Origin of the sequence: Pseudomonas sp. (assembly GCF_030683065.1) — a bacterium.
Classification (GTDB): domain Bacteria; phylum Pseudomonadota; class Gammaproteobacteria; order Pseudomonadales; family Pseudomonadaceae; genus Aquipseudomonas.
The window spans coordinates 1-20,841 of record NZ_JAUXMX010000004.1 but is presented as its reverse complement, the minus strand read 5'-3'; the positions used below and the strand labels follow the sequence as shown (position 1 = coordinate 20,841).

Annotated in this window: 16 protein-coding genes; 4 read left to right on the top strand and 12 right to left on the bottom strand. The window is 63.2% G+C overall.

Annotation, left to right across the window (positions count from 1 at the left end):
- Window positions 1-116 precede the first annotated feature (116 nt).
- Entirely contained in the window at window positions 117-1,784 is a 1,668-nt protein-coding gene (locus tag Q8K09_RS00335) for a BCCT family transporter (protein ID WP_305252857.1), read from the bottom strand.
- A 271-nt stretch (window positions 1,785-2,055) separates the two neighbouring features.
- On the opposite strand from Q8K09_RS00335, the gene cls reads away from it, so the two are divergent.
- Window positions 2,056-3,495 (top strand): cardiolipin synthase, encoded by a 1,440-nt coding sequence (cls, locus tag Q8K09_RS00330; RefSeq protein WP_305253072.1) that lies wholly within the window; start codon window positions 2,056-2,058, stop codon window positions 3,493-3,495.
- Here the strand turns inward: cls and Q8K09_RS00325 are convergent.
- The 3 genes from Q8K09_RS00325 to Q8K09_RS21210 all read right to left on the bottom strand — a co-directional run bounded on the left by Q8K09_RS00325 (window position 3,492) and on the right by Q8K09_RS21210 (window position 7,512).
- The gene (locus Q8K09_RS00325) at window positions 3,492-4,712 is read right to left on the bottom strand and encodes a PepSY domain-containing protein (RefSeq protein ID WP_305252855.1); all 1,221 of its coding nucleotides are present in this window, start codon (window positions 4,710-4,712) and stop codon (window positions 3,492-3,494) included. The genes cls and Q8K09_RS00325 overlap by 4 nt on opposite strands.
- A gap of 64 nt (window positions 4,713-4,776) precedes the next feature.
- Entirely contained in the window at window positions 4,777-6,864 is a 2,088-nt protein-coding gene (locus Q8K09_RS00320) for a TonB-dependent siderophore receptor (RefSeq protein WP_370869468.1), read from the bottom strand.
- A gap of 444 nt (window positions 6,865-7,308) precedes the next feature.
- On the bottom strand, window positions 7,309-7,512 hold the full coding sequence (locus Q8K09_RS21210) for a hypothetical protein (protein ID WP_370869465.1): 204 nt from the start codon (window positions 7,510-7,512) through the stop codon (window positions 7,309-7,311).
- Between the two features lie 192 nt (window positions 7,513-7,704).
- Between Q8K09_RS21210 and Q8K09_RS00310 the strand changes: the two genes are divergently transcribed.
- Both Q8K09_RS00310 and Q8K09_RS00305 read left to right on the top strand, forming a co-directional pair.
- The gene (locus Q8K09_RS00310; protein ID WP_305252851.1) at window positions 7,705-9,594 is read left to right on the top strand and encodes a DUF294 nucleotidyltransferase-like domain-containing protein; all 1,890 of its coding nucleotides are present in this window, start codon (window positions 7,705-7,707) and stop codon (window positions 9,592-9,594) included.
- Window positions 9,591-10,310: a 3'-5' exonuclease gene (locus Q8K09_RS00305; RefSeq protein ID WP_305252849.1), complete on the top strand. Its 720-nt coding sequence runs from the start codon at window positions 9,591-9,593 to the stop codon at window positions 10,308-10,310. Before Q8K09_RS00310 ends, Q8K09_RS00305 begins: the two co-directional genes overlap by 4 nt.
- A gap of 203 nt (window positions 10,311-10,513) precedes the next feature.
- On the opposite strand, the gene Q8K09_RS00300 is transcribed toward Q8K09_RS00305, so the two are convergent.
- From Q8K09_RS00300 to Q8K09_RS00275, 6 genes are all read right to left on the bottom strand, one after another.
- On the bottom strand, window positions 10,514-12,160 hold the full coding sequence (locus Q8K09_RS00300) for a BCCT family transporter (protein WP_305252847.1): 1,647 nt from the start codon (window positions 12,158-12,160) through the stop codon (window positions 10,514-10,516).
- Between the two features lie 308 nt (window positions 12,161-12,468).
- Window positions 12,469-12,960 carry a GNAT family N-acetyltransferase gene (locus tag Q8K09_RS00295; protein ID WP_305252845.1) on the bottom strand — a complete coding sequence of 164 codons (492 nt, stop codon included), beginning with the start codon at window positions 12,958-12,960 and terminating at the stop codon, window positions 12,469-12,471.
- A gap of 316 nt (window positions 12,961-13,276) precedes the next feature.
- Complete coding sequence (locus Q8K09_RS00290; protein WP_305252843.1) at window positions 13,277-13,702, bottom strand: DUF1850 domain-containing protein; 426 nt, start codon at window positions 13,700-13,702, stop codon at window positions 13,277-13,279.
- Complete coding sequence (locus Q8K09_RS00285; RefSeq protein WP_305252841.1) at window positions 13,699-15,726, bottom strand: TRAP transporter permease; 2,028 nt, start codon at window positions 15,724-15,726, stop codon at window positions 13,699-13,701. The genes Q8K09_RS00290 and Q8K09_RS00285 overlap by 4 nt, the downstream gene beginning before the upstream one ends.
- A 261-nt stretch (window positions 15,727-15,987) precedes the next feature.
- Entirely contained in the window at window positions 15,988-16,941 is a 954-nt protein-coding gene (locus Q8K09_RS00280) for a TAXI family TRAP transporter solute-binding subunit (RefSeq protein WP_305252839.1), read from the bottom strand.
- Window positions 16,942-17,384: 443 nt separating this feature from the next.
- A complete protein-coding gene (locus tag Q8K09_RS00275; RefSeq protein ID WP_305252837.1) occupies window positions 17,385-18,362 on the bottom strand; it encodes an NADPH:quinone reductase in 978 nt (325 codons plus the stop codon).
- A 183-nt stretch (window positions 18,363-18,545) separates the two neighbouring features.
- On the opposite strand from Q8K09_RS00275, the gene hemF reads away from it, so the two are divergent.
- Window positions 18,546-19,460: an oxygen-dependent coproporphyrinogen oxidase gene (gene hemF / locus Q8K09_RS00270; RefSeq protein ID WP_305252836.1), complete on the top strand. Its 915-nt coding sequence runs from the start codon at window positions 18,546-18,548 to the stop codon at window positions 19,458-19,460.
- 5 nt (window positions 19,461-19,465) lie between these two features.
- Here the strand turns inward: hemF and Q8K09_RS00265 are convergent, their stop codons facing one another.
- Complete coding sequence (locus tag Q8K09_RS00265) at window positions 19,466-20,452, bottom strand: asparaginase (RefSeq protein ID WP_305252835.1); 987 nt, start codon at window positions 20,450-20,452, stop codon at window positions 19,466-19,468.
- Window positions 20,453-20,585: 133 nt separating this feature from the next.
- Window positions 20,586-20,841 (bottom strand): alanine:cation symporter family protein (locus tag Q8K09_RS00260; protein ID WP_305252834.1); only part of this gene is annotated, 256 nt, incomplete at its 5' end.

The window sequence follows — 20,841 nt, the reverse complement described above, 5'->3', positions numbered from 1 at the left end:
AAAAGCATCGCGGTTAAAGCCCCTCCCACAATGATTGCTGCCGACCCTGCTCTGGATAATGTCACCCACAAAAAACGCGCCCGAAGGCGCGCTTTTGCATTACCCGGCAGCTGCGATCAGCGCGGCTCGCTCATCAAGCCTTTGACGATTGCCACACAGCCCACTAACAGCACAATAGTGAACGGCAAGCCGGTGGATACCGCCATCGCCTGTAGCGCGACAAGGCCACCGCCAAGCAGCAGGGCGATGGCAATGACCCCCTCGATGATCACCCAGAACACCCGCTGGGGTGTTGGGGCGTTGATCTTGCCACCAGCGGTGATGGTATCGATCACCAACGACCCTGAGTCAGATGAGGTGATGAAGAACACGATTACCAGGAGGATGCCGATAAAGGAGGTGATTTCGGCCAATGGCAGTTGCGCCAGCATGGCGAACAGCTTCAGCTCCAGCGCGGCATCTTGCACCCCGGTAAAGCCATCGCCAACCAACTGGCCGATGCCGGTACCGCCAAAGGCGGTCATCCACAATACCGACGCGAGGGAAGGCACCAGCAGCACCGCCACCAGGAACTCACGCACTGTGCGCCCACGGCTAACCCGCGCGATGAACATGCCAACGAAAGGCGACCAGCTGATCCACCAGGCCCAGTAAAAGGCAGTCCAGCCCTGACTGAAGTTGGCATCTTCGCGGCCAATGGGGTTGGACAGCGCTGGCAGATGGGTCAGGTAGCTCCCCAGGTTGCTGAAGAAACCGGTGATGATCGCCAGCGTTGGGCCGACCACAATGATGAAGCCGAGCAACAGGATCGCCAGGATCATGTTCAGCTGGGACAGGCGTTTGACCCCCTTGTCCAGGCCGGCCAGTACCGACAACAAGGCAATCGCGGTAATGCCAACGATCAGCAGTACCTTACTGGTATTGGTCGCGGTGATGCCGAACAGGTGATCGAGGCCGCCTGCCGCTTGCTCGGCGCCCAAGCCCAGAGACGTGGCCAGGCCGAACAGGGTGGCGAAGACTGCGAGGATATCGATCACATGCCCAGGCCAGCCCCACACCCGCTCACCGAGCAGTGGATAGAAGATCGAGCGAATACTCAGCGGCAGGCCCTTGTTGAACGAGAACAATGCCAGTGCCAGCGCCACAATCGCGTAGATCGCCCAGGGGTGCAGGCCCCAGTGGAAGATGGTGGAAGCCATCGCCAGGCTCGCGGCTTCCTGTGTATTGCCGGCGGCGGCGCCCAGCGGTGCCCAGTCGGTACGCAGGCCATCTTCACCGAGACTGACCCCGCCCATGGACGCAGAAAAGTGCGACATCGGCTCGGCCACGCCATAGAACATCAGGCCGATACCCATGCCGGCGGCAAACAGCATGGAAAACCAACCGGAATAGGAGTGATCGGGGGTCGCGTCCTTGCCACCCAGGCGCACCTTGCCCAGCGGCGAGACGATCAGGAACAGACAAAGCAGCACGAAAATATTGGCTGAGCCGATAAAGAACCAGGCCAGGTTACTGGTTAGCCAACCGCGTATGGCACTGAACAGCGGCTCTACTTCGCTCTGTAGCGCGAGCGCCAGAACCACGAACAGCACCACGGTCAGGGCTGAGATACTGAAGACCTTGCCGTGGATATCCAGGTTGAACAGGAACCTGCCCTTGATGTTGTCCTGGCCGACGACATAGTCGGTATCGATCAGATTGGCGGCCCCGCTCGGAGCCGGGATACCACCTGGTTTTTCCGCTTCTGGCTGTGGCGTCGTGTCATGCAAAGGGGGTTTGTCCATGTGGAGTTCTCCTTGAGGCATTTAACTCGCTGGCAAGCACAAGAAGGACGGATTCGCCCCACTTACAACTCATCGCGACCGGAGTTTTTTCCGGTTAGCCGGTAAGAGTAACAGTCAAAGCCCTGGTCTGCGTGTTGTGGAGCGTCATTAGTCGGCCAAACGCGCCGCCTGCCGAATCGAGACTTGGCGCATGTCCCTCCGTTGATGCCACACTGCAAAGGCACCCGTGACAGCAGTAATCTTGCGTCAACACACAGGAACCGCCATGCCTCTGGATTTCGGCATCCCCCATCTGTTCGCCTACCTGATCGCCGCGATCCACGCCCTCGGCATGCTCGCGGCGGTGCATGCCGTACTGACCGTGCGTACCGCCCAGGGCGCTCTGGCCTGGGCGATGTCGCTGTTCTTTATGCCCTACCTGACCCTGCTGCCTTACCTGGTTTTTGGCCGCAGCCGCTTCGATGCCTACATCAAGGGCCGGCGCCACGCCGACAAGCAGATGCACCAGGCCATGGCCGAGCTGAACTGGCGGCCCTGGGTCGACGAAGCCCTGAGCGCCAGCGCGTCGCCGGCTTACCAGCAACTGCGCGCCTTGCCGCGACTGGGCCGCATGCCCTGTCTGGCGAACAATCAGGTGCAACTGCTGATCGATGGCGAGGCGGTATTCGACGCGATCCTGGCTACCTTGGCCGGGGCACGCAAGGTGATCCTGCTGCAGTTCTTCATCATCCGCGATGACCAGCTCGGTCGGCGCCTGCGCGACCTGCTGCTGGAGCGCGCGGCTGCCGGGGTCCAGGTTTTCGTGCTCTACGACGGCATTGGTAGTCACGCCCTGCCGCGCCACTTCAGCGAAAAAATGCGTGCCGGCGGTGTGCAGGTTCGCGCCTTCCCCACTGGCGGCGGGCTGCTCAGCCGCTTCCAGCTGAACTTTCGCAATCACCGCAAGATAGTGGTGGTCGATGGCGAGTGCGGTTTTCTCGGTGGGTTTAACGTCGGCGACGAATACCTTGGCCACAAGCCGCCGCTGGCGCCCTGGCGCGACACCCATGTCGAGGTGCGCGGGCCGGTGGTCGCCTGCTTGCAGGAGTCTTTTGCCGAAGACTGGTTCTGGGCCACCCACCAACTGCCGCCGTTGCTGCTGCCCGAGGCCTATGCGGACGACGGCATGCTCTGCCAGGTGATCGCCAGCGGCCCGGCCGACCCGCAGGAAACCTGCGCGCTGCTGTTCGTCGAAGCGATCAACAGCGCCCGTGAGCGGGTGTGGATCACCAGCCCCTATTTCATCCCTGACGAGGCGCTGTTCGCCGCCCTGCGCCTGGCCGTGCTGCGCGGCGTCGACGTGCGCATCCTGCTGCCGGCGCGGCCCGACCACCGGGTGGTCTACGCCGCCTCCAGCCTGTATGCCTTCGAAGCATTGCGCGCCGGAGTCCGGGTGTTCCGCTACCAGCCGGGCTTCCTGCACCAGAAGGTCATGCTGATCGACAGCAGCGTCGTGGTCATCGGCAGCGCCAACCTGGACAATCGCTCGTTCCGCCTGAATTTCGAGATCAGCCTGCTGACTTTCGACGCCGGCTTTGCCGCCGAGGTTGAGCAGATGCTCGAAGAAGACCTGCGCAATTGCCGCGAACTCATAGGCGCCGACCGCCACAACCTGCATCGCCTGCAACAGCTCGGCATGCGCGTGGCGCGGCTGATCTCGCCGATCCTCTAGCAGGCGGCTGACGTCTCGCCCAGCGCCTGTCGATTGCGCTGCTCGCTACGCACCCGCGAGCGGCGCTTCTTCGCCCAGATCACCACCCCGGTCAGTGACAGCATGGCCACCGCCAGGCCCAGCAGCGACACCAGAATGCGCCCCGGCATGCCGATAATGCGCCCGGAGTGCAGCGGGAACTGCGCCTGCATAAAGATATCCCCGGCGCTGCCCGTGCCCGGAATCTGGCTGCCCGCAAGGGCGCCGGTCTGCCCGTCCAGGTACAGCCAGGGATTGCCCAAGCCGCCGTCGCCGTGGTCGTTTTCCGCGGTGTAGAAACCCACGCCGTAGACATCGAACTCCGGCGAATAGAACACCCCACCAGCGGGATTCTCCAGGCCCAGGCGCGCCGCTTCGACTGCCGCCAGGCTGACCGCTGCGGCGCGGTTGATGGCCGGTTGTATCTGCTGATCGAGGCTGACCGGGGTGCGGCTGGCGAAAGGGCTGGGGGTCAGCGGCGAGAACAGCTCGACCAGCGGCCGGGTCACCTGCACATTGAGATTCATCGACACCGAGGTCACCGCCAGAATCAGCAGCAGGCCCCAGATCCACACACCACCGGAGCGGTGCAGGTCGAAGTTGAGCTTGTAGCCGCCCTGCTGCCAGCGAAAGGCGAAGGACTTGCGCCAGGCACGCCAGCTGGGAAACGACAGCCACAGAGCGATAAAGCAATCCAGGGCCCAGACGATGGCGATGATGCCAAACAGCAGAATGCCCAGCTCGATGCCGAAGCCGTCGGGGATATGCAGGCTGTAGTGCAGCTTGTAGAGGAACGGCATCAGGTTTTCACGGCTTAACGACACCGCGCCCCACATGCGCCGACCCTGCTCCTCGCCGGTCACCGGGTCGAGCGCCACTTGGTTGAAATCCAGTACGTAGGCTTTGCCGGTGGCCGGGTCGATGCGCGGATTGACGCTGAGGCCGAAGGCGTGGCCCGGCTCTGTATACAGCGGCATAAAGCCGACCTGCACCCGTGGGTCGCGTGCTTCCAGTTGCGCGGCCAGAGCCTCGGGCGACTGCATTTGCCCGGCACTGCGGGATTCGAACAGCTGTGGGTTAAGCCATTCGTCGACCTCGTGATCCCAGGAAATGATCGCCCCGGTCAGGCCGGAGACGAACAGGAACACGGCGATAAACAGGCCGAACCAACGGTGTAGAAGAACCAGTGAGGCACGCATGGGCTATCTCGTCACGGTAAGTCGCGCCCCGCCAGCACCGGTGTGGCGCTGGCACGGCAGCTTTCTAGTATTTCCAGCTGACGCTCATGCTGGCGTTGCGCGGCGCACCGTAATAGGCCTGAGTCCAGTAGAGGCTGGTCAGGTACTTCTCATCGGTGACGTTATTGAGGTTGGCCGAGACGCTCCAGTTTGGATCAATGTCGTAGCTGGCCATCAGGTTGACCAGGGCATAGGCGTCCTGCTCGGCGATGCCGTTGTGGATATCGTCCTGCCAGTTGAGGCTGGCGCCGACCTTGAGCTGTTCCAGACCCGGAACACGATAAGTTGTGGCGGTCTTGAACAGATGCTTAGGTGAGTGGGTTTGCGTATGCCGGTCATCGGCGTCGGTGATATCGACGAAGGTGTAGCCGGCCGTCGCCTGCAGGCCCGGCAGCAGTTCGCCGGAGACTTCCAGCTCGTAGCCCTCGCTGGTGATCCCGTCGACGGCGCGGTAACGGTTCTTGCCCGCAACCATCGCGACGAACTCGGCCAGGTTATCCTGCTCGGTACGGAACACCGCGAGGGAAACATTAACGCGATCATTAAACAGCTCGCCCTTGATCCCTGCTTCGTAGTTGACCCCTTCCACGGGTGCCAGACGCGAGCCGCTCATATCGGTCTCGGTTTGTGGGTCGAAGATCTCGGTGTAGCTGGCGTAGACCGAGTACTGTTCGGTGAGGTCGTAGACCAGGCCGGCGTAAGGCACGATCTCGCTGCTGTACTTGGTGGTCTTGTCCGCGCCGTAGTTGCCGCCACTGCTTTCCACATCGACCACCCGTGCACCTGTGATCAGATTGAGTCGATCGGTCAGACTCCAGCGTGCGGCACCGTAGACGCTCTGCATGCGATCAGTGAAATCGCTGCCGTTGGTGCCGGCATCGTTCAGCGGTTCACCGATGTTGCCATTCCACTCTTCAAGTGGTGGCAACGCGGTGCCGGTGCTGGAGTCGTACCAGGACATATCCTCCAGCTCCGAGCGCGACCAACTGGCGCCGAGCACTGCGTCGTGCTCGCGGCCGCCCAGGCCGAAGGCGCCGCTGAGCTGCAGGTCGCCGATCAGTTGAGTGTTCTTGTCCTGGTACTCGGACGGAAAGCTGAACAGGCCCAGACCGGTGTCGCGGTCCGGCTCGCCGTAGACGTAGAACAGCGAGCCGTCGCCCTCTTTCTGCACATGGGTCAGCACCGCCTTGGCCTGCCAGCCGTTGCCCAGGTCTTGGGCCAGCTCGGCGAAGGTGCGGTTCTCCTGCACGTCCCAGTAAGCCCAATCCGACGAAGTACTGGTAGAGCGCGAGTAATCGGTCTTCGAACCGTCGCTGTAGTTCAGCGGCAGGGCGCCCCACAGCGGCGAGTCGGCGTCGCTCTTCTGCAGGGTGTGGCCGATGGTGAACAGGGTTTCGTCGCTGAGGTCGATTTCCAGCACGCCATGGAAGATGTTCTTCTCGCGCGAGTACCTATCCAGGTAGGAATTCTTGTCCTCATGGGCGTAGACCGCACGACCGCGGATATTGCCCGACTCGGTCAGTGGGCCGGACACATCGGTGTCGATGCGCCTTTTGTCCCAGGACCCGCCGGTCAGGTCGATGCGCGCCTGGGGCGTGGTTGTCGGGCGCTTGCGCACGAAGTTGATGGTGGCCGAGGGGTTGCCGGTACCGGACATCAGGCCATTGGCGCCGCGAATCACCTCCACCCGCTCAAACATTGCGGTGTCCAGATCGCCCTCGACGTTGCCGTAGACGAAGGGAATGCCAATGCCGTCGTATTGAAAGTTGGTGATATCGAAGCCGCGGGCGGTGTAGTAGGTGCGGTCGGTCTCGACCTCCTGCACCTGAATGCCGGGGGCCATCTTCAGCGCGTCATTGACGCTGCTTAACTTGAAGTCCTGCAACTGCGCGCCGCTGATGGTGGAGATCGACTGCGGGGTCTGCCGCGGGGTCAGGTCCAGCTTGGTCGCGGCGCTGCTTGGCGCGGCCTTGTAGCTGTCTGGCTGCTCGCTGTCGCTGCTGCCGACTACGGTCTGGGCGTCGAGTTGTACCGCCGCGCCGTCGTCAGCCAGGGCGTGGTTGAAACTGCAAACGGCGGCGATGGCCACGGCCAAGCGGGTCTTTCTGCACATCACAAGGACTCTCCCCAATACGAATATCGAATGCCCTGCAGGATCGTCCTTGTGTGCAGGGGGTGTTCATTAGCAGGGCGCCTCGAGTGTTCAAATCCCCTCGAATGCAAACGCTAATAATTATCGATTGAATTTTCGCAGCAGTTTGTTGTCCTCGTCAATGCAATTGAGGTTTATTATCGTTTGATGTGGCTATTGATAGCGAACGCAGCCAACGAGGGTGACGCAGCCGCAGATCAGCCTGGTTGCACGCCGCCACAATCGTTGGAAATCCAGCGCGCATGGCTTCGCATGCTGCTGCTCTGGCCGCCATAGGCTGGGTGTTGAACTCCCGGTCGCTGACAAAGTGCGCCTCACCCTCGCCCTGTCCATCCGGGCAACTGAAGCGGAACGTCCACCGCGTGGCGCTGGCTACAACCGGACTTGGGGTCTTGCAGGGGCGTTTTATCTGCGCCGTACGCCCTGGCCGCTGAGTTGCACACCCTGTTGGGCCAACACCTGCTCCATCATCTGGCGCTGCTCGGGCGGCAGGTTGTTCATCTGCTCGAGCATTTTGCGCGAACTGATTTCCCACAGGCCGGTCTCCTGCGCCGTGGCCAGCGCGGGCAGCAGACACAGGGCCAGGTTTTTCAATATTGAGACGCGCACAGCGCATTCGTCGGGGTCACATTTTTGCGCTAGCTCTGCAGGTATGCGTCCAGATGCGGGGGCCATTCCTGCCTGCAACCGACGCCCAGCTGCCTGACAACGACCGGTGCAGGCGTGCGCCCAACTCTGCCCATGCCCGCCCTGCCGGGCGCATGCTTCAATAGTTCCGTACGCGCCCGCCAGGACCCCTGCATGCAAGTCGAGCTGATCGAAATACGCGACCACCTGAGTCGCTTCGCCCCTTTCGATGGACTCCCGAACGAGGTCCTCGACCAGATCGCCCAACAGATCGAGGTCGGCTACTTCAAGGCCGGCAGCGACATCCTGCTCTACGGTGCTCCGATCCAGGACCTGCACTACATCCGCAGCGGCGCGGTAGATATCTACCGGCGTAACGGCGAGCTTTACAACCGCCTGGCCGAAGGCGAAGTGTTTGGCCAATTCGGCTTGCTGCGCGGCAAGAAAGTTCGCCTGCCGGCCCGGGCGATCGAGGACAGCCTGATCTATTTCATACCCGGCCAGCTGTTTGAGCAGTTATGCGAGGCGCATGACGCGTTCGCCGACTTCGTCGAGGCCGAAGGTCAGTCGCGGCTGAAGTCGGTGGAAAAACCTCAGGGCAATGCCAGCGAACTGATGAAGACCGAGGTACGCAAGCTGGTCACCCGGCGCACTGTCAGCGTGCCACTGGGCACCTCGGTTCAGGATGCGGCACGGGTGATGACCGAGCATGGGGTGTCTTCCCTGGTGATCCTCGGCTCACCGCCAGGCAACCCCGGCCAGGGCCAGGCGATGGCCGGCATTACCACCGACCGTGACCTGCGCAGCCGGGTACTGGCCGAGGGCCTCGCCCTGGACACTCCGGTCGAGCAGATAATGTCGCCCAACCCGATCACCATCCAGGCCGACGACTCGGTGTTCGAGGCCATGCTGTGCATGCTCCGCCACAACATCCACCACCTGCCGGTGGTGCATCGCCAGCGGCCGATCGGGGTGATCAACCTGGCCGACATCATCAAGTACGAGTCGCAGAGCAGCCTGTATCTGGTCAACAGCATCTTCAACCGGCAGTCGGTGGCGGAGTTGCAGGCCCTGGTGCCGGACCTGCGCGCCACCTTCCTGCGCCTGGTCAATGAGCAGGCCACTGCCCACATGATCGGCAGCGCCATGTCCGGCATCGGCCGTAGCCTGACCCAGCGTCTGCTGGAACTGGCCGAGGAAAAGCTGGGGCCACCGCCGGTGCCCTACTGCTTCATGGTGTTGGGCTCGATGGCCCGCGCCGAGCAGTTGATCGTCACCGACCAGGACAACGCCCTGGTGCTCGACAACCGCTTCGACCCGCGGGTCCACGACCACTACTTTCAGCAACTCGCCGAGTTCGTCAGCGACGGCCTGGCGGCCTGCGGCTTCACGTACTGCAAGGGCGGGATCATGGCCAGCAACCCCCAGTGGCGTCAGCCGCTTCGGGTCTGGCGGGGCTACTTCACCGAGTGGATCGAGCGACCTAATCCGCAGACCCTGCTCAACAGTTGCATCTTCTTCGACCTGGACAGCATCTACGGCGAGGCCGAGCTGGTCGAGAATCTCAAGGTGCTGGTGGCGCAGAAAGCCAGCCACAGCCCGCTGTTTCTCGCCAGCCTGGCACGCAATGCGCTCAACCGTACTCCGCCGCTGGGCTTCTTCCGTACCTTCGTGATGGAGAAGGACGGTCAGCATAACAACATCATCAATCTCAAGGGCCGGGGTACTGCGCCGCTCACCGACCTTATAAGGGTGCATGCCCTGGCTGCCGGCTCCAAGGCACAGAACTCGCTGGAGCGCCTGGACGCCATTGCCGCCACCAAGCTGCTCACCGAGGAGGCCATCACTCAGCTGCGCTACGCCCTGGAGTTCCTCTCCATCGTGCGCATCCGTCATCAGGCCATGGACTTGCAGGAAGGCCGCGAGCCGGACAACTACATCGAACCGGAAAAGGTCTCCGCCAGCGACCGGCAGAACCTCAAATCGTCCTTCCAGGTGCTGAGCAATGCGCAGAAATTTTTGCGCTTCCGCTACCCGGGGCAATCGCAGAATATGCCGCTATGAGACGCCACAGCCCTGGCGAGCCGCCCGACTGGCCGGCGCTGTTCGCTCAGCTGGGGCAGGACGCCCGCGACCCGCGCCTGGCGCGCTTCTACCAGGCCGGCACGGTAAGCGCAGACACTCCCCTGGAACAGGTACCGCTGCTGGCCCTGGATGTCGAAACCACCGGTCTGGACAGCTGCCGTGATTCGATCGTCAGCCTCGGCCTGGTGCTTTTCAACCTGCGCCGCATTCGCTGCCGCGAAGCCAACTACTGGGTGGTCAAGCCGGCGGGCGAACTGAGCAGCCAGTCGGTCACCTTCCACCACATCACCCACTCGGACATCCAAAGCGCGCCGAGCCTGGAGACCGTGCTCGAACAGCTGCTGACGGCCATGGCCGGCAAGATCATGGTGGTGCACTACCGCCCGATCGAACGCGGTTTTCTCGATCAGGCCGTGCGCCATCTGCTCGGCGAAGGGCTGCAATTCCCGGTGATCGACACCATGCAGCTGGAAGTCCGGCTGCACCCGCGTAAGCGCAGGCCCGGCTGGCTGCGTCAGTTGCTCGACCAGCAGACAGTATCGATCCGCCTGGCCGACAGCCGTCTGCGCTACGGCCTGCCGCTTTACCAGGCCCACCATGCGCTGACCGATGCCCTGGCGACTGCGGAGTTGCTGCAAGCGCAGAGCGCCACCCACTATCCGCCGACCACCCCGGTGGGGGATTTGTGGAACTGAAAGGCTGGGCAGGAGCGGCCTGAGCCGCGAAGCGGACCCGGCAGAGAAGTGTGCTAGACGGGTAGCCCGGATAAGCCTTGGCGCAATCCGGGAACAACGGGCCACGCGGTGCGCACAGCGCACCCTACGCAGGCACGCGGCCTATCGGTAGGGTGCGCCGCGCGCACCGGCCTCGACGCCAATACGCGGGGCGCACCCAAGAGTCAGCGCGGCTCGCTCATCAGACCTTTGACGACAGACACGCAGCCCACCAGCAGGACGATGGTAAACGGCAGACCGGCGGACACCGCCATGGCCTGCAGAGCCACCAGGCCGCCGCCGAGCAACAGGGCGATGGCTACCACTCCTTGCAGAATCGCCCAGAAGGCTCGCTGCGGCACTGGCGCGTTGACCTTGCCGCCAGCGGTGATGGTGTCGATCACCAGGGAGCCGGAGTCCGAGGAGGTGACGAAGAACACGATCACCAGGACGATACCGAGAAAGGAGCTGATCTCGGTGAGCGGCAGTTCGCCGAGCATGGCGAACAGCTTCAGCTCCAGCGCCGCGTCCTGCACTCCGGTGAAGCCATCGTTGAAGAGCTGGCCCAGGGCCGTGCCGCCGAAGGCGGTCATCCACAGCACCGAGACCATCGAGGGGACCAGCAAAACGGCGATCAGGAACTCGCGCACCGTGCGCCCACGGCTGACCCGGGCGATGAACATGCCGACGAAGGGCGACCAGCTGATCCACCAGGCCCAGTAGAAGGCGGTCCAGCCCTGGCTGAAGTTGGCATCTTCACGGCCGAACGGGTTCGACAGGGCCGGCAGATGGGTCAGGTAGCTCCCCAGGTTGCTGAAGAAGCCGGTGAGAATCGCCAGGGTCGGCCCCACCACGATGATGAACAGCAGCAGCATGGCCGCGAGCACCATGTTGATTTCCGACAGGCGTTTGACCCCCTTGTCCAGGCCGGCCATTACCGAGAGCAGGGCAAGTGCGGTGATACCCGTGACCAACAGCACCATGCTGGTGTTGTCGGCCGTGATGCCGAACAGGTATTCGATGCCGGCTGCCGCTTGTTGCGCCCCGATACCGAGCGAAGTGGCCAGGCCGAACAGGGTGGCCAGCACCGCGAGGATATCGATCACATGGCCCGGCCAACCCCACACCCGCTCGCCCAGCAGCGGATAGAAGATCGAGCGGATGCTCATCGGCAGACCCTTGTTGAAGGTGAACAGCGCCAGGGCCAGGGCCACGATGGCGTAGATCGCCCAGGGATGCAGGCCCCAGTGGAAGATGGTGGCGGCCATGCTCAGGCTGGCAGCCGCCTGGGCATCACCGGCCGCGGCGCCCAGCGGTGCCCAGTCAGTGCGCAGGCCGTTCTCGACGCTGACCCCGCCCATGGCCGAGGAGAAGTGCGACATGGGTTCAGCCACCCCGTAGAACATCAGGCCGATGCCCATACCGGCGGCGAACAGCATGGCGAACCAGCCGGTGTAGGTGTAATCCGCCGTCGCCTCCTTGCCGCCCAGACGCACCTTGCCCAGCGGCGAGACGATCAGCCCCAGGCACAGCACCACGAAGATGTTTGCCGAACCGAGGAAGAACCAGGCCAGGTTGCCGGTCAGCCAGTTGCGCACAGCCGTGAACAGTGGCTCGACCTCGCTCTGCAGGGCCAGGGTTAGCACCACGAAAAGCACGGTCAGCAACGCGGAAATACTGAAGACCTTGCCATGAATATCAAGGTTGAAAAGGAACTTGCCCTTGATATTGTCCTGGCCGATGACGTAGTCGGTGTCGATCAGGTTGCTTGCCCCACTCGGTGCGGGGATGCCGGCGGACGGTGTGGTGTCCTTGGGTGGATAGTTAGCCATTCGCAGTACTCCTTGCTTCGCTTGACATGCCCTGGTGGGCAAACGGCGGATACGCCCACTGACAGATAACCGGGCCAACTCCGCTCTGGCTCAGAAGGGTACAGACAGGCCAGCGCCCAGCCCGCACTCAAAACGCCGCGCAGTCATTCATAAACGTCATCCGCAAAAAATCATGCGTGCCTTGCTCGCGCGCCGCTGTGGCCCAGGATTGGGCCCCGAGACCGATGAAGGTCTCGGGGCCCGCGATGGGTTACGGCGCACCACACATCCACGCATTCCCCCATGACCTGCCATGCGCTCAACCCAGCCTAGAGCGTCGCTTCCTCGCGATAGATTTGCATACCGCGGGCCTGGTAGTTGGCCAGGGCGCTGGGGTGGTCGAGGCTACAGGTGTGCACCCAGACCCTGGTGGTGCCCGGCCAGGCCCAGGCCGATTGCAAGGCGTGCGTCAGTAGCGGGCCGCCGAAACCTTGACCGAAGAAGGCCTCGGCCAGGCCGAAATAGACAATCTCCACTGCGCCTTCGGTATCGCGCAGCAGCTCGTAGTAGCCGGCAATTGCACCCTGGTGATAGGCCACCCAGGTGCGGTGATTGGGCTGCTCGATCAGCTCGCGCCACTGCGTATCGCTCCAGCTCAGCTTGTCGGTCCACTGCCAAGGCTCGCCAACCAGTTGGTAGAGAAAACGGTTGAGCTGGAACTGCTTGTGCTGGCACTCCACCACGCTCAGCCCGGCTGGCAGCGGCTTGGCGCGGATCTGCTCGGGGTGCTGCATGTCCAGGTAATAGGTGGTGTAGGTCATCGGCTTGCTGCTCTGTAATCACGAAAAACGGGGGGCACAGCTCGCGGGCGAGGACTGGCACGCGAGGGGCGTCAAGATAACCAACCCCATGCCATAAGCAAGGCTCTGCCCCAAGACTGGGTTGCCCCGTAGGGTGCGCCGTGCGCACCAACGCAGGTTGCAGAATATTGGTGCGCACGGCCTAGGCGGCCCCGCACACCCGACTCGGCATAAATCCGAGCCCAGCCTTAAAGAACAAAACCCCCACCGGCCTGCGCCAAATGGGGGTTCTCCTCTACGACGACCAGGGCTTGTGGCCTTGGGAGCGGACGCGGTCTTAACCGTTGTCCTGGCCTGGATCCACGGAGGATCCAGGGGGGCTCAGCTCACAGCTCCAGAGTTCCAACGCCGGCTCGGTCGCTTGTGGCGGGCCGAGCCAGTCGCTCATCGAGCGACAACGCTGGTTGAAACACAGTTGGTAATCCCCTGCCTCGGGGGTTCGCCCCAGGCGCAGCGGTTGCAGGGGCGCTAGCTGGCGTTGGTAATGCCAGCTGCCCTCACGCAGTTCGGCGTCGGCAGGAATTTCCATGCCGGCACCAGACCCTTTGACCCGCGCCTCGCCGAGCAACAAGCCCTCTGGCGTAACGCGGTAATCCTCTTCCCAGCGTACTTTCTCAATGGTGTGCTGCCAGGCCAGGGTGAAGGCTGGTACGGGCAGCTCAGCCCACACCACGCCCGCCAGGCCCATGCACAATCCGATCACGCCAGCGTCGCCTGGGCACGCCGGGCACGCCAGAAGTGCTGAGCGATGAACAGCGCCGCCAGGGCGAAGCCGATCTCGTCGCTCATCGGCGTGGCCAGAATCAGGCTGGCACCCGCCGCGAAGCCGAGTGCCCGCTCCCACCAGGCCATCTTGCAGTGCAGGAAGCCGGTGAAAATTGCGCCCCAGATACCGATCGCTACCGCCGCCTTGAACACGACGTATAGGGTGGCCAGCAGACTATCGCCCTGCAGCATCAGCGCCGGTTCATACACGGCCATGAAGGGGACGATGAAACCGGCGATGGCGATACGTATTGCCCACAGGCTGATCTTCAACCCGGTTTCCTTGGCGATTGGCGCCGCCGCGAAACAGGCCAGCGCCACCGGCGGGGTGAGGTCGGCCATGATGCCGAAATAGAACACGAACATGTGCGAGACGATCAGCGGCACGCCCAGTTCCAGCAGCGCGGGCGCAGCAATCGAACTGGTGATGATGTAGTTGGGAATGGTCGGAATGCCCATGCCCAGTACCAGGCAGGTGAGCATGGTGAGGATCAGCGAAAGGAACAGGTTGTCCTGGCCGATAGCGAGAATGTAACCGGCGAAGGTCGACGCCACCCCGGTCAGTGACACCACGCCGATGATCACCCCGACCAGGGCGCAGGCAATGCCTACAGGTACTGCGTGGCGTGCGCCTTCGACCAGCGCATGCAGGCAGATCACCAGGGTGTCGCGACCGCCCTTGATAAACCAGCAGATCGCTACCAGCAGTCCGACCACGCCGAACACCACGCCGATACCGAGCTGGAAGAAGCCAGCACAGAGCAGGCCGAGGGCGATCCAGAAGGCCATGCGCAAGGCAAAGGAAGACACCCGCAGGATGATCGCCGAACCGAGAATGACAATGGCCGTCAGGGCCAGGCCGACCATCCCGGAGAACAGCGGCGTGCGCCCGGAGAACAGCAGGTAGATGAGGATGAACAGCGGGATCAGCAGGTACCAGCGCTCTTTCACCGCCGCCCAGGGGTTGGGGCACTGGTCTTTCGGCAAGCCTTTAAGGTTGGAGCGTTTGGCTTCCAGATGGACCATCCAGAACACCGAGCCGAAGTACAGCAGTGCCGGAATCAGGGCGGCCTTGGCCACCTCGATGAAGGGCACATTGATGGTTTCGGCCATGATGAATGCCACGGCGCCCATGATTGGCGGCATGATCTGACTGCCCATGGAGGACGTCGCCTCGACGCCGCCGGCAAATGCCGACTTGTAGCCGAAACGCTTCATCAGCGGAATAGTGAACTGGCCGGTGGTGACCACGTTGGCCACGCCCGAGCCGGTGATGGTGCCCATCAACGCCGAAGACACCACCGAGACCTTGGCCGGGCCACCGAGCTTGTGGCCGAACAGGCCCATGGCAAAGTCGGTGAACAGTTTGATCATGCCTGCCTGCTCAAGGAACGAGCCGAACAGGATGAACAGGAAGATATAGGTGGCCGACACATAGGTCGGGGTGCCGTAGAAACCTTCAGTGCCAAAGGCCAGTTGGTTGACGACCTGATCCAGGTCATAACCGCGATGCGCCAGGTCACCGGGCAGGTATTGGCCGAGCAGGCCATAGGCCAGGAACAGCCCACAGATCAGCGGCAGGGCGATGCCCATCACCCGCCGTGCGGCTTCGAACACCAGCACCGTCAGCACCAGGCCGACCACCATGTCGGCACTGGTCAGGTCGCCCGAGCGCTGAATCAGGTCTGCCTCGAACACCCATTGGTAGGCTGCCGTGCCCATGCCGACCAGGCCCAGCACCCAGGCCAGGGGTTGCCAAGGCTTGTTTTTGCCAACCAGCGGGATGCTGAGAAAGACCACCAGCAGCAGAAAGCCGACATGCACCGCACGCAGGATCTGGCTGGACACCGGATGAAAGGCCGCTGTGGTGATCTGGAAGATCGAGAACAGCAGCGCCACGTAAAACAGCGCTTTCGGCCATTCGCCCGGACCTGCCGCAAGGCCGTGGTTTTGTTCAGTCATGGAGCCAATGCCCTCATTACAACGTCGATAGGGTGCAAGAGTCGCCAACAAAACCTGCCGTACTGCGTACGCTGGTTTTATTCGCGGCTCTACAGATAGTGGTGCCTGGGTAGCCGGGTAGGATGGGTTGAGCGAAGCGATACCCATGCTGCATGGGCGCTCGCCTTCGACATCGCTTGATGGGTTACGCCGCTGCGCGGCTAACCCATCCTACGACCGTCTGTACTCAACCCATGCTACCCAGCCAACCCTGCGGCAGCCTTACAGGGCGCCGACTTCCTTGTAGAAGCGCTCCGCACCCGGATGCAGCGGGATCGGCAGATCCTTCGCGGCGGTTTCCAGGGTGATGTCCTTGGCTGCGGAATGGGCGTTGCCCAGGCGCTCAAGGTTGTCGAACATCAGCTTGGTCATCTGGTAGGCGATTTCCTCGGACACGCCGTCATGGCTGACCAGGATGTTGTTGATCGCCACGGTGGCGATGTCGCTGTCCTGGCCGTCATAGGTGCCGGCTGGAATGACTGCTGGCAGGTAGGCCGCGTTGTCGATCTTGCTGGTGACCTCGGCCGGAATGGCGACAAAGTTGATCGGCAGGGTGGCGGCCAGATCGCGGATCGCCGCCATGCCCAGACCCGAGGATTGCAGGGTGGCATCCAGCTGACGGTTCTTGATCAGCTCGACCGACTCGGCGTACGGCAGGAACTCGACCTTGCCCATGTCTTCGTAGCTCAGACCCGCCGCGGCGAAGATTGCGCGAGCATTCAGCTCGGTGCCGGACTTCGGCGCGCCGACCGAGATGCGCTTGCCTTTGAGATCGGCCAGGGTGTTGATGCCGGCTTCCTTGTTGGCAACGATCTGGATGTAGTTCGGGTAGGTGCCGGCGATGGCACGGAGCTTCTTCAGCGGTACCTTGAAGCCGGCGTCTTCCACGCCATTCCAGGCATCGGCGACCGAATCACCCAGGGCCAGGGCCAGCTCGCCGCGACCGCTTTGCAGCAGGTTGAGGTTTTCCACCGAGGCCTTGGTTGCTTGCACCGAGGTCTTGGCGCCGTCGATGCCGGTGCTGTAGAGCTGCGACAGGCCCACACCGATCGGGTAGTAGACCCCGCTGGTGCCGCCAGTGAGGATGTTGATAAAGGTCGGTGCGGCAAAGGCGGCAGTGCTGGCCGTCAAGGCCGCGGCAGCAGCGAGCAGGCTGAAACGCTTGGTCAATCGCATGGAGTATCTCCGTCATTGTTATGGCTTTATGCAGCGTTTTTTTACTGTAGACGATGCTCAGCCGCCGCAGCGGATGGGCAGGTCTGGGGTTTGATCAGGTTGGGCGAAAGTGGCGAATGCCTGCGCCCGGCCGAGGCCTGGCACGTCAGAGGCGGCATAGCGAAGCTGGGCGAGACGCGCTCGCGGGGGGAAGTACGGCAGTTCATGGGCTCACCTCTGGTCTTTCTTATTAGTCGCCAGCGTAAACCACACGCTTGGCGTACCAGAGCTATAGCAGATGCCGTGCCAAGGGTTGCAAGGCCCGTTCTAGAGGGCTTTGCCTGCATGTATCTATCATCAATAGGCGGATTTACGCTTGTTTATATCGAATGCTAGGCGTAAATCCGCCGATTTTTATGCCGCACGCGCCCCGTAGGATAACGCTAACGCGGGGGCGCGCCGTCTTACGGCAGCAGAATGGTCGAGCCGGTGGTCTGCCGGGCGCTCAGGGCGGCTTGCGCGGCGGCGGCGTCCTTGAGTGCATAGCGGTTGCTGATCTCGACCTTGAGTTGGCCGCTCTCGATCATGCCGAACAGTTCGTCGGCCATCATCTGCAAGCGCTCGGGCGTGTCGGCGTAGCCGGCCACCGTCGGCCGGGTGACGAACAGCGAGCCCTTCTGCGCGAGAATACCCAGGTTGACCCCGGTCACCGCGCCCGAGGCGTTGCCGAAGCTGACCAGCAGGCCGCGTGGGGCCACGCAGTCGAGGGAGATTTCCCAGGTGTCCTTGCCGACGCCGTCATACACCACCGGACACTTGCGGCCATCGGTCAACTCCAGCACGCGCTGGACCACGTCTTCGTGGCTGTAGTCGATGGTCGCCCAGGCGCCCTGCTCTGTGGCGCGCGCGGCTTTCTCGGCCGAGCTGACGGTGCCGATCAATTGCACCCCCAGCGCCTTGGCCCACTGGCAGGCGAAGGAGCCGACGCCACCGGCGGCGGCATGGAACAGGATGGTTTCGCCGCCCTTGAGCACGAATACCTGGCGCAACAGGTACTGCACGGTCAGGCCCTTGAGCATCACCGCGGCGGCCTGCTCGAAGCTGATCGCGTCCGGCAGCTTGACCAGCTTGTTGGCCGGCAGCACGTGCAGTTCGCTGTAGGCACCCAGCGGGGCGGTGGCATAGGCCACGCGGTCGCCGACCTGGTATTGACTGACCTGCGAACCGACGGCTTCGACGATACCCGCGCCTTCGTTGCCCAGACTCGACGGCATGGCCGGTGGCGGATACAGGCCGCTGCGAAAGTAGGTGTCGATGAAGTTCAGGCCGATTGCCTGATTGTGCACGCGAACCTCATGGGGCCCGGGGGCGGCGGGCTGATAGTCGCGGTACTCGAGGACGTCGGGGCCGCCGTGGCTGCTGAATTGAATACGCTTGGCCATACAAGGCTCCTTGCTGCGAAGGGGGCGATCAAACCGCCGATGAGGACGGGTCGCGGGCATCTATCCAATCGTTTCGCTTGAGCGGCGTCAACTGCGAGGGTGGCTGGGCAAATGTTATGCTTGGCGCCGATTTCGCCGGCTGGGCAACCCCTCAGCTGGCCTGACTGCTCTTAAGGTGCCGCCGTGAGTGACCGTACTGAGGCCGTAAAGGCCTATCTGCTCGACCTGCAAGACCGTATCTGCGCCGCCCTGCAAACCGAGGACGGCGGTGCCGAATTCTTCGAGGACAGCTGGCAGCGCCCGGCCGGCGGCGGCGGGCGCACGCGGGTGATCGAGAATGGCGCGCTGATCGAAAAGGGCGGGGTCAACTTCTCCCATGTGTTTGGTGACAGCCTGCCGCCGTCAGCCAGTGCCCACCGGCCTGAGCTGGCCGGCCGCGGTTTCGAGGCGCTCGGCGTGTCGCTGGTGATCCACCCGGAAAACCCCTATGTGCCCACCTCGCATGCCAACGTGCGCTTCTTCAGCGCTGAGAAGGAAGGCGAGGAGCCGGTCTGGTGGTTCGGTGGTGGCTTCGACCTGACGCCCTATTACGCCAATCAAGAAGACTGCGTGCACTGGCACCAGGTTGCCTTCGAGGCCTGCGCGCCCTTCGGCGCCGACGTCTACCCGCGCTTCAAGGAATGGTGCGACCGCTACTTCCAGATCAAGCACCGCGGCGAGCCACGCGGGATTGGCGGCCTGTTTTTCGATGACCTGAACCAGTGGGACTTCGACACCAGCTTCGCCTTTATGCGCGCCATCGGCGATGCCTACCTGGCGGCCTACCTGCCGATCGTACAGCGCCGCAAGCTGACCCCCTACGGCGAGCGTGAGCGCGAGTTCCAGGCCTTCCGCCGTGGTCGTTACGTCGAGTTCAACCTGGTCTACGACCGCGGCACCCTGTTCGGTCTGCAGTCCGGTGGGCGCACCGAGTCGATCCTCATGTCGTTGCCGCCGCATGTTCGCTGGGGCTATGACTGGAAGGCCGAAGCAGGCAGCGAAGAAGCGCGCCTGACCGAGTATTTCCTGACCGACCGCGACTGGCTGGCGGGGCAGTAAGCCTGCTAGTCGGCGCGCTCGCCACACAAGTCCAGGGCAAACCAGTGCTCCACCTCGGCCTGGCTCAGGCCGGCGCCGAGCAGGGCGAACAGCTTGCCAAGTGCGGCCTCGCGGGTCATGCCACCGGCCGAGACCAAACCGGCGCTGGCCAGCTTGCTGCCCGCCGCATAGACGCCGAACTCGACATGACCATGGGCGCACTGGCTGATCGCCGCCAGCACCACGCCGCGCTCATGGGCTGTCCTCAGCGTGGCCATTAGCGCGGCGTCATCCGATGGTCCGGTGCCGCTGCCGTAGCACTCCAGCAGCAGCCCGCGTACGCCGCTGTCGAGCAGGGCGCTGACCTGCGCCGCCTGGATGCCGGGGAAGAACGGCAACACGGCGAGGTTCACCGGCTGGCGCGGTTGGCGGTAATCGAGACTGGCGGGAATACGCTCGGCGCGAAGGCTCTGGCGCTGGCGCGGCAGCTCGGCGAAGGCACCGAAAGTGGCGCTGGCCAGCTTGCTGACCCGCGCGCCATGCATCAGCGAGCCGTTGAAGTACAGCTGTACGCCGGGCGCAACACCCTGCTGCAGCGCCTGCATGGCGCCGAACAGGTTGGCCCAGGCATCGCTACCGGGCACGCCGGCCGGCTGCATCGAACCGGTCAGCAGTACTGGCACCGCCAGGCCGAGCAGCAGGAAGCTCAGCGCCGCGGCGCTGTAGGCCAGGGTGTCGGTGCCGTGCAGCACCAGCACCGCGTCGCAGCCGTCCTGCTCGATGCCGGCGCGAATCGCCGCGACCATCGCCAGCCAGTTGGCCTGGCTCATGTTGGCGCTGTCGATCGGCGGCAGCAGTTCGCGGAACAGCCATGTTGGCAGCTGTTGTTGCTCTTGCGCTTGCTGGGCACGTAGTCGCGCCTCGAAGCCTGCGGCGGGCGCCAGACCATCCGCGCTCATTTGCATACCAATGGTGCCGCCGGTGTAGAGCACCAGGAGTTTTGTTATAGCCATGACGGCTCTCCTCAGAGGTTGTGAACATATCGAGTACCGCCGTGCAGCCGCCGCTGTAAGCGGGAGCATGATCACTGGCGCTCAGATAAAAAACAGGGGGCCATGGCCCCCTGTTTATCACGTTGTTAGCGGTTCAACGCTGGTGCACGCTGTGGCCGATGTCGGAATTCAGGGTGTGCGGCGCGGGTGCCGACTGCTGGGCAGGCCAGGCCTTTGGATCGAGATCCAGATCGGCGAAGTCTTTCGGGTCGAAGACCGGCACCTCTACACCTGCCTTGATCTGCTTGTCGTAGTCGCGCATCAGACGCAGGCCGACCTTGAACAGCAGGGCCAGGGCGATCAGGTTGGCGATGGCCAGCAGGCCCATGGTCACGTCGGCGAAGGCGAAC

Bases quoted from the DNA above. Each gene is read 5' to 3' on its own strand.
- Q8K09_RS00335 (WP_305252857.1), bottom strand. From the start codon at position 1,784: ATGGACAAACCCCCTTTGCATGACACGACGCCACAGCCAGAAGCGGAA.
- Q8K09_RS00325 (WP_305252855.1), bottom strand. From the start codon at position 4,712: ATGCGTGCCTCACTGGTTCTTCTACACCGTTGGTTCGGCCTGTTTATC.
- Q8K09_RS00320 (WP_370869468.1), bottom strand. From the start codon at position 6,864: ATGTGCAGAAAGACCCGCTTGGCCGTGGCCATCGCCGCCGTTTGCAGT.
- Q8K09_RS00310 (WP_305252851.1), top strand. From the start codon at position 7,705: ATGCAAGTCGAGCTGATCGAAATACGCGACCACCTGAGTCGCTTCGCC.
- Q8K09_RS00305 (WP_305252849.1), top strand. From the start codon at position 9,591: ATGAGACGCCACAGCCCTGGCGAGCCGCCCGACTGGCCGGCGCTGTTC.
- Q8K09_RS00300 (WP_305252847.1), bottom strand. From the start codon at position 12,160: ATGGCTAACTATCCACCCAAGGACACCACACCGTCCGCCGGCATCCCC.
- Q8K09_RS00295 (WP_305252845.1), bottom strand. From the start codon at position 12,960: ATGACCTACACCACCTATTACCTGGACATGCAGCACCCCGAGCAGATC.
- Q8K09_RS00285 (WP_305252841.1), bottom strand. From the start codon at position 15,726: ATGACTGAACAAAACCACGGCCTTGCGGCAGGTCCGGGCGAATGGCCG.
- Q8K09_RS00280 (WP_305252839.1), bottom strand. From the start codon at position 16,941: ATGCGATTGACCAAGCGTTTCAGCCTGCTCGCTGCTGCCGCGGCCTTG.
- Q8K09_RS00275 (WP_305252837.1), bottom strand. From the start codon at position 18,362: ATGGCCAAGCGTATTCAATTCAGCAGCCACGGCGGCCCCGACGTCCTC.
- Q8K09_RS00265 (WP_305252835.1), bottom strand. From the start codon at position 20,452: ATGGCTATAACAAAACTCCTGGTGCTCTACACCGGCGGCACCATTGGT.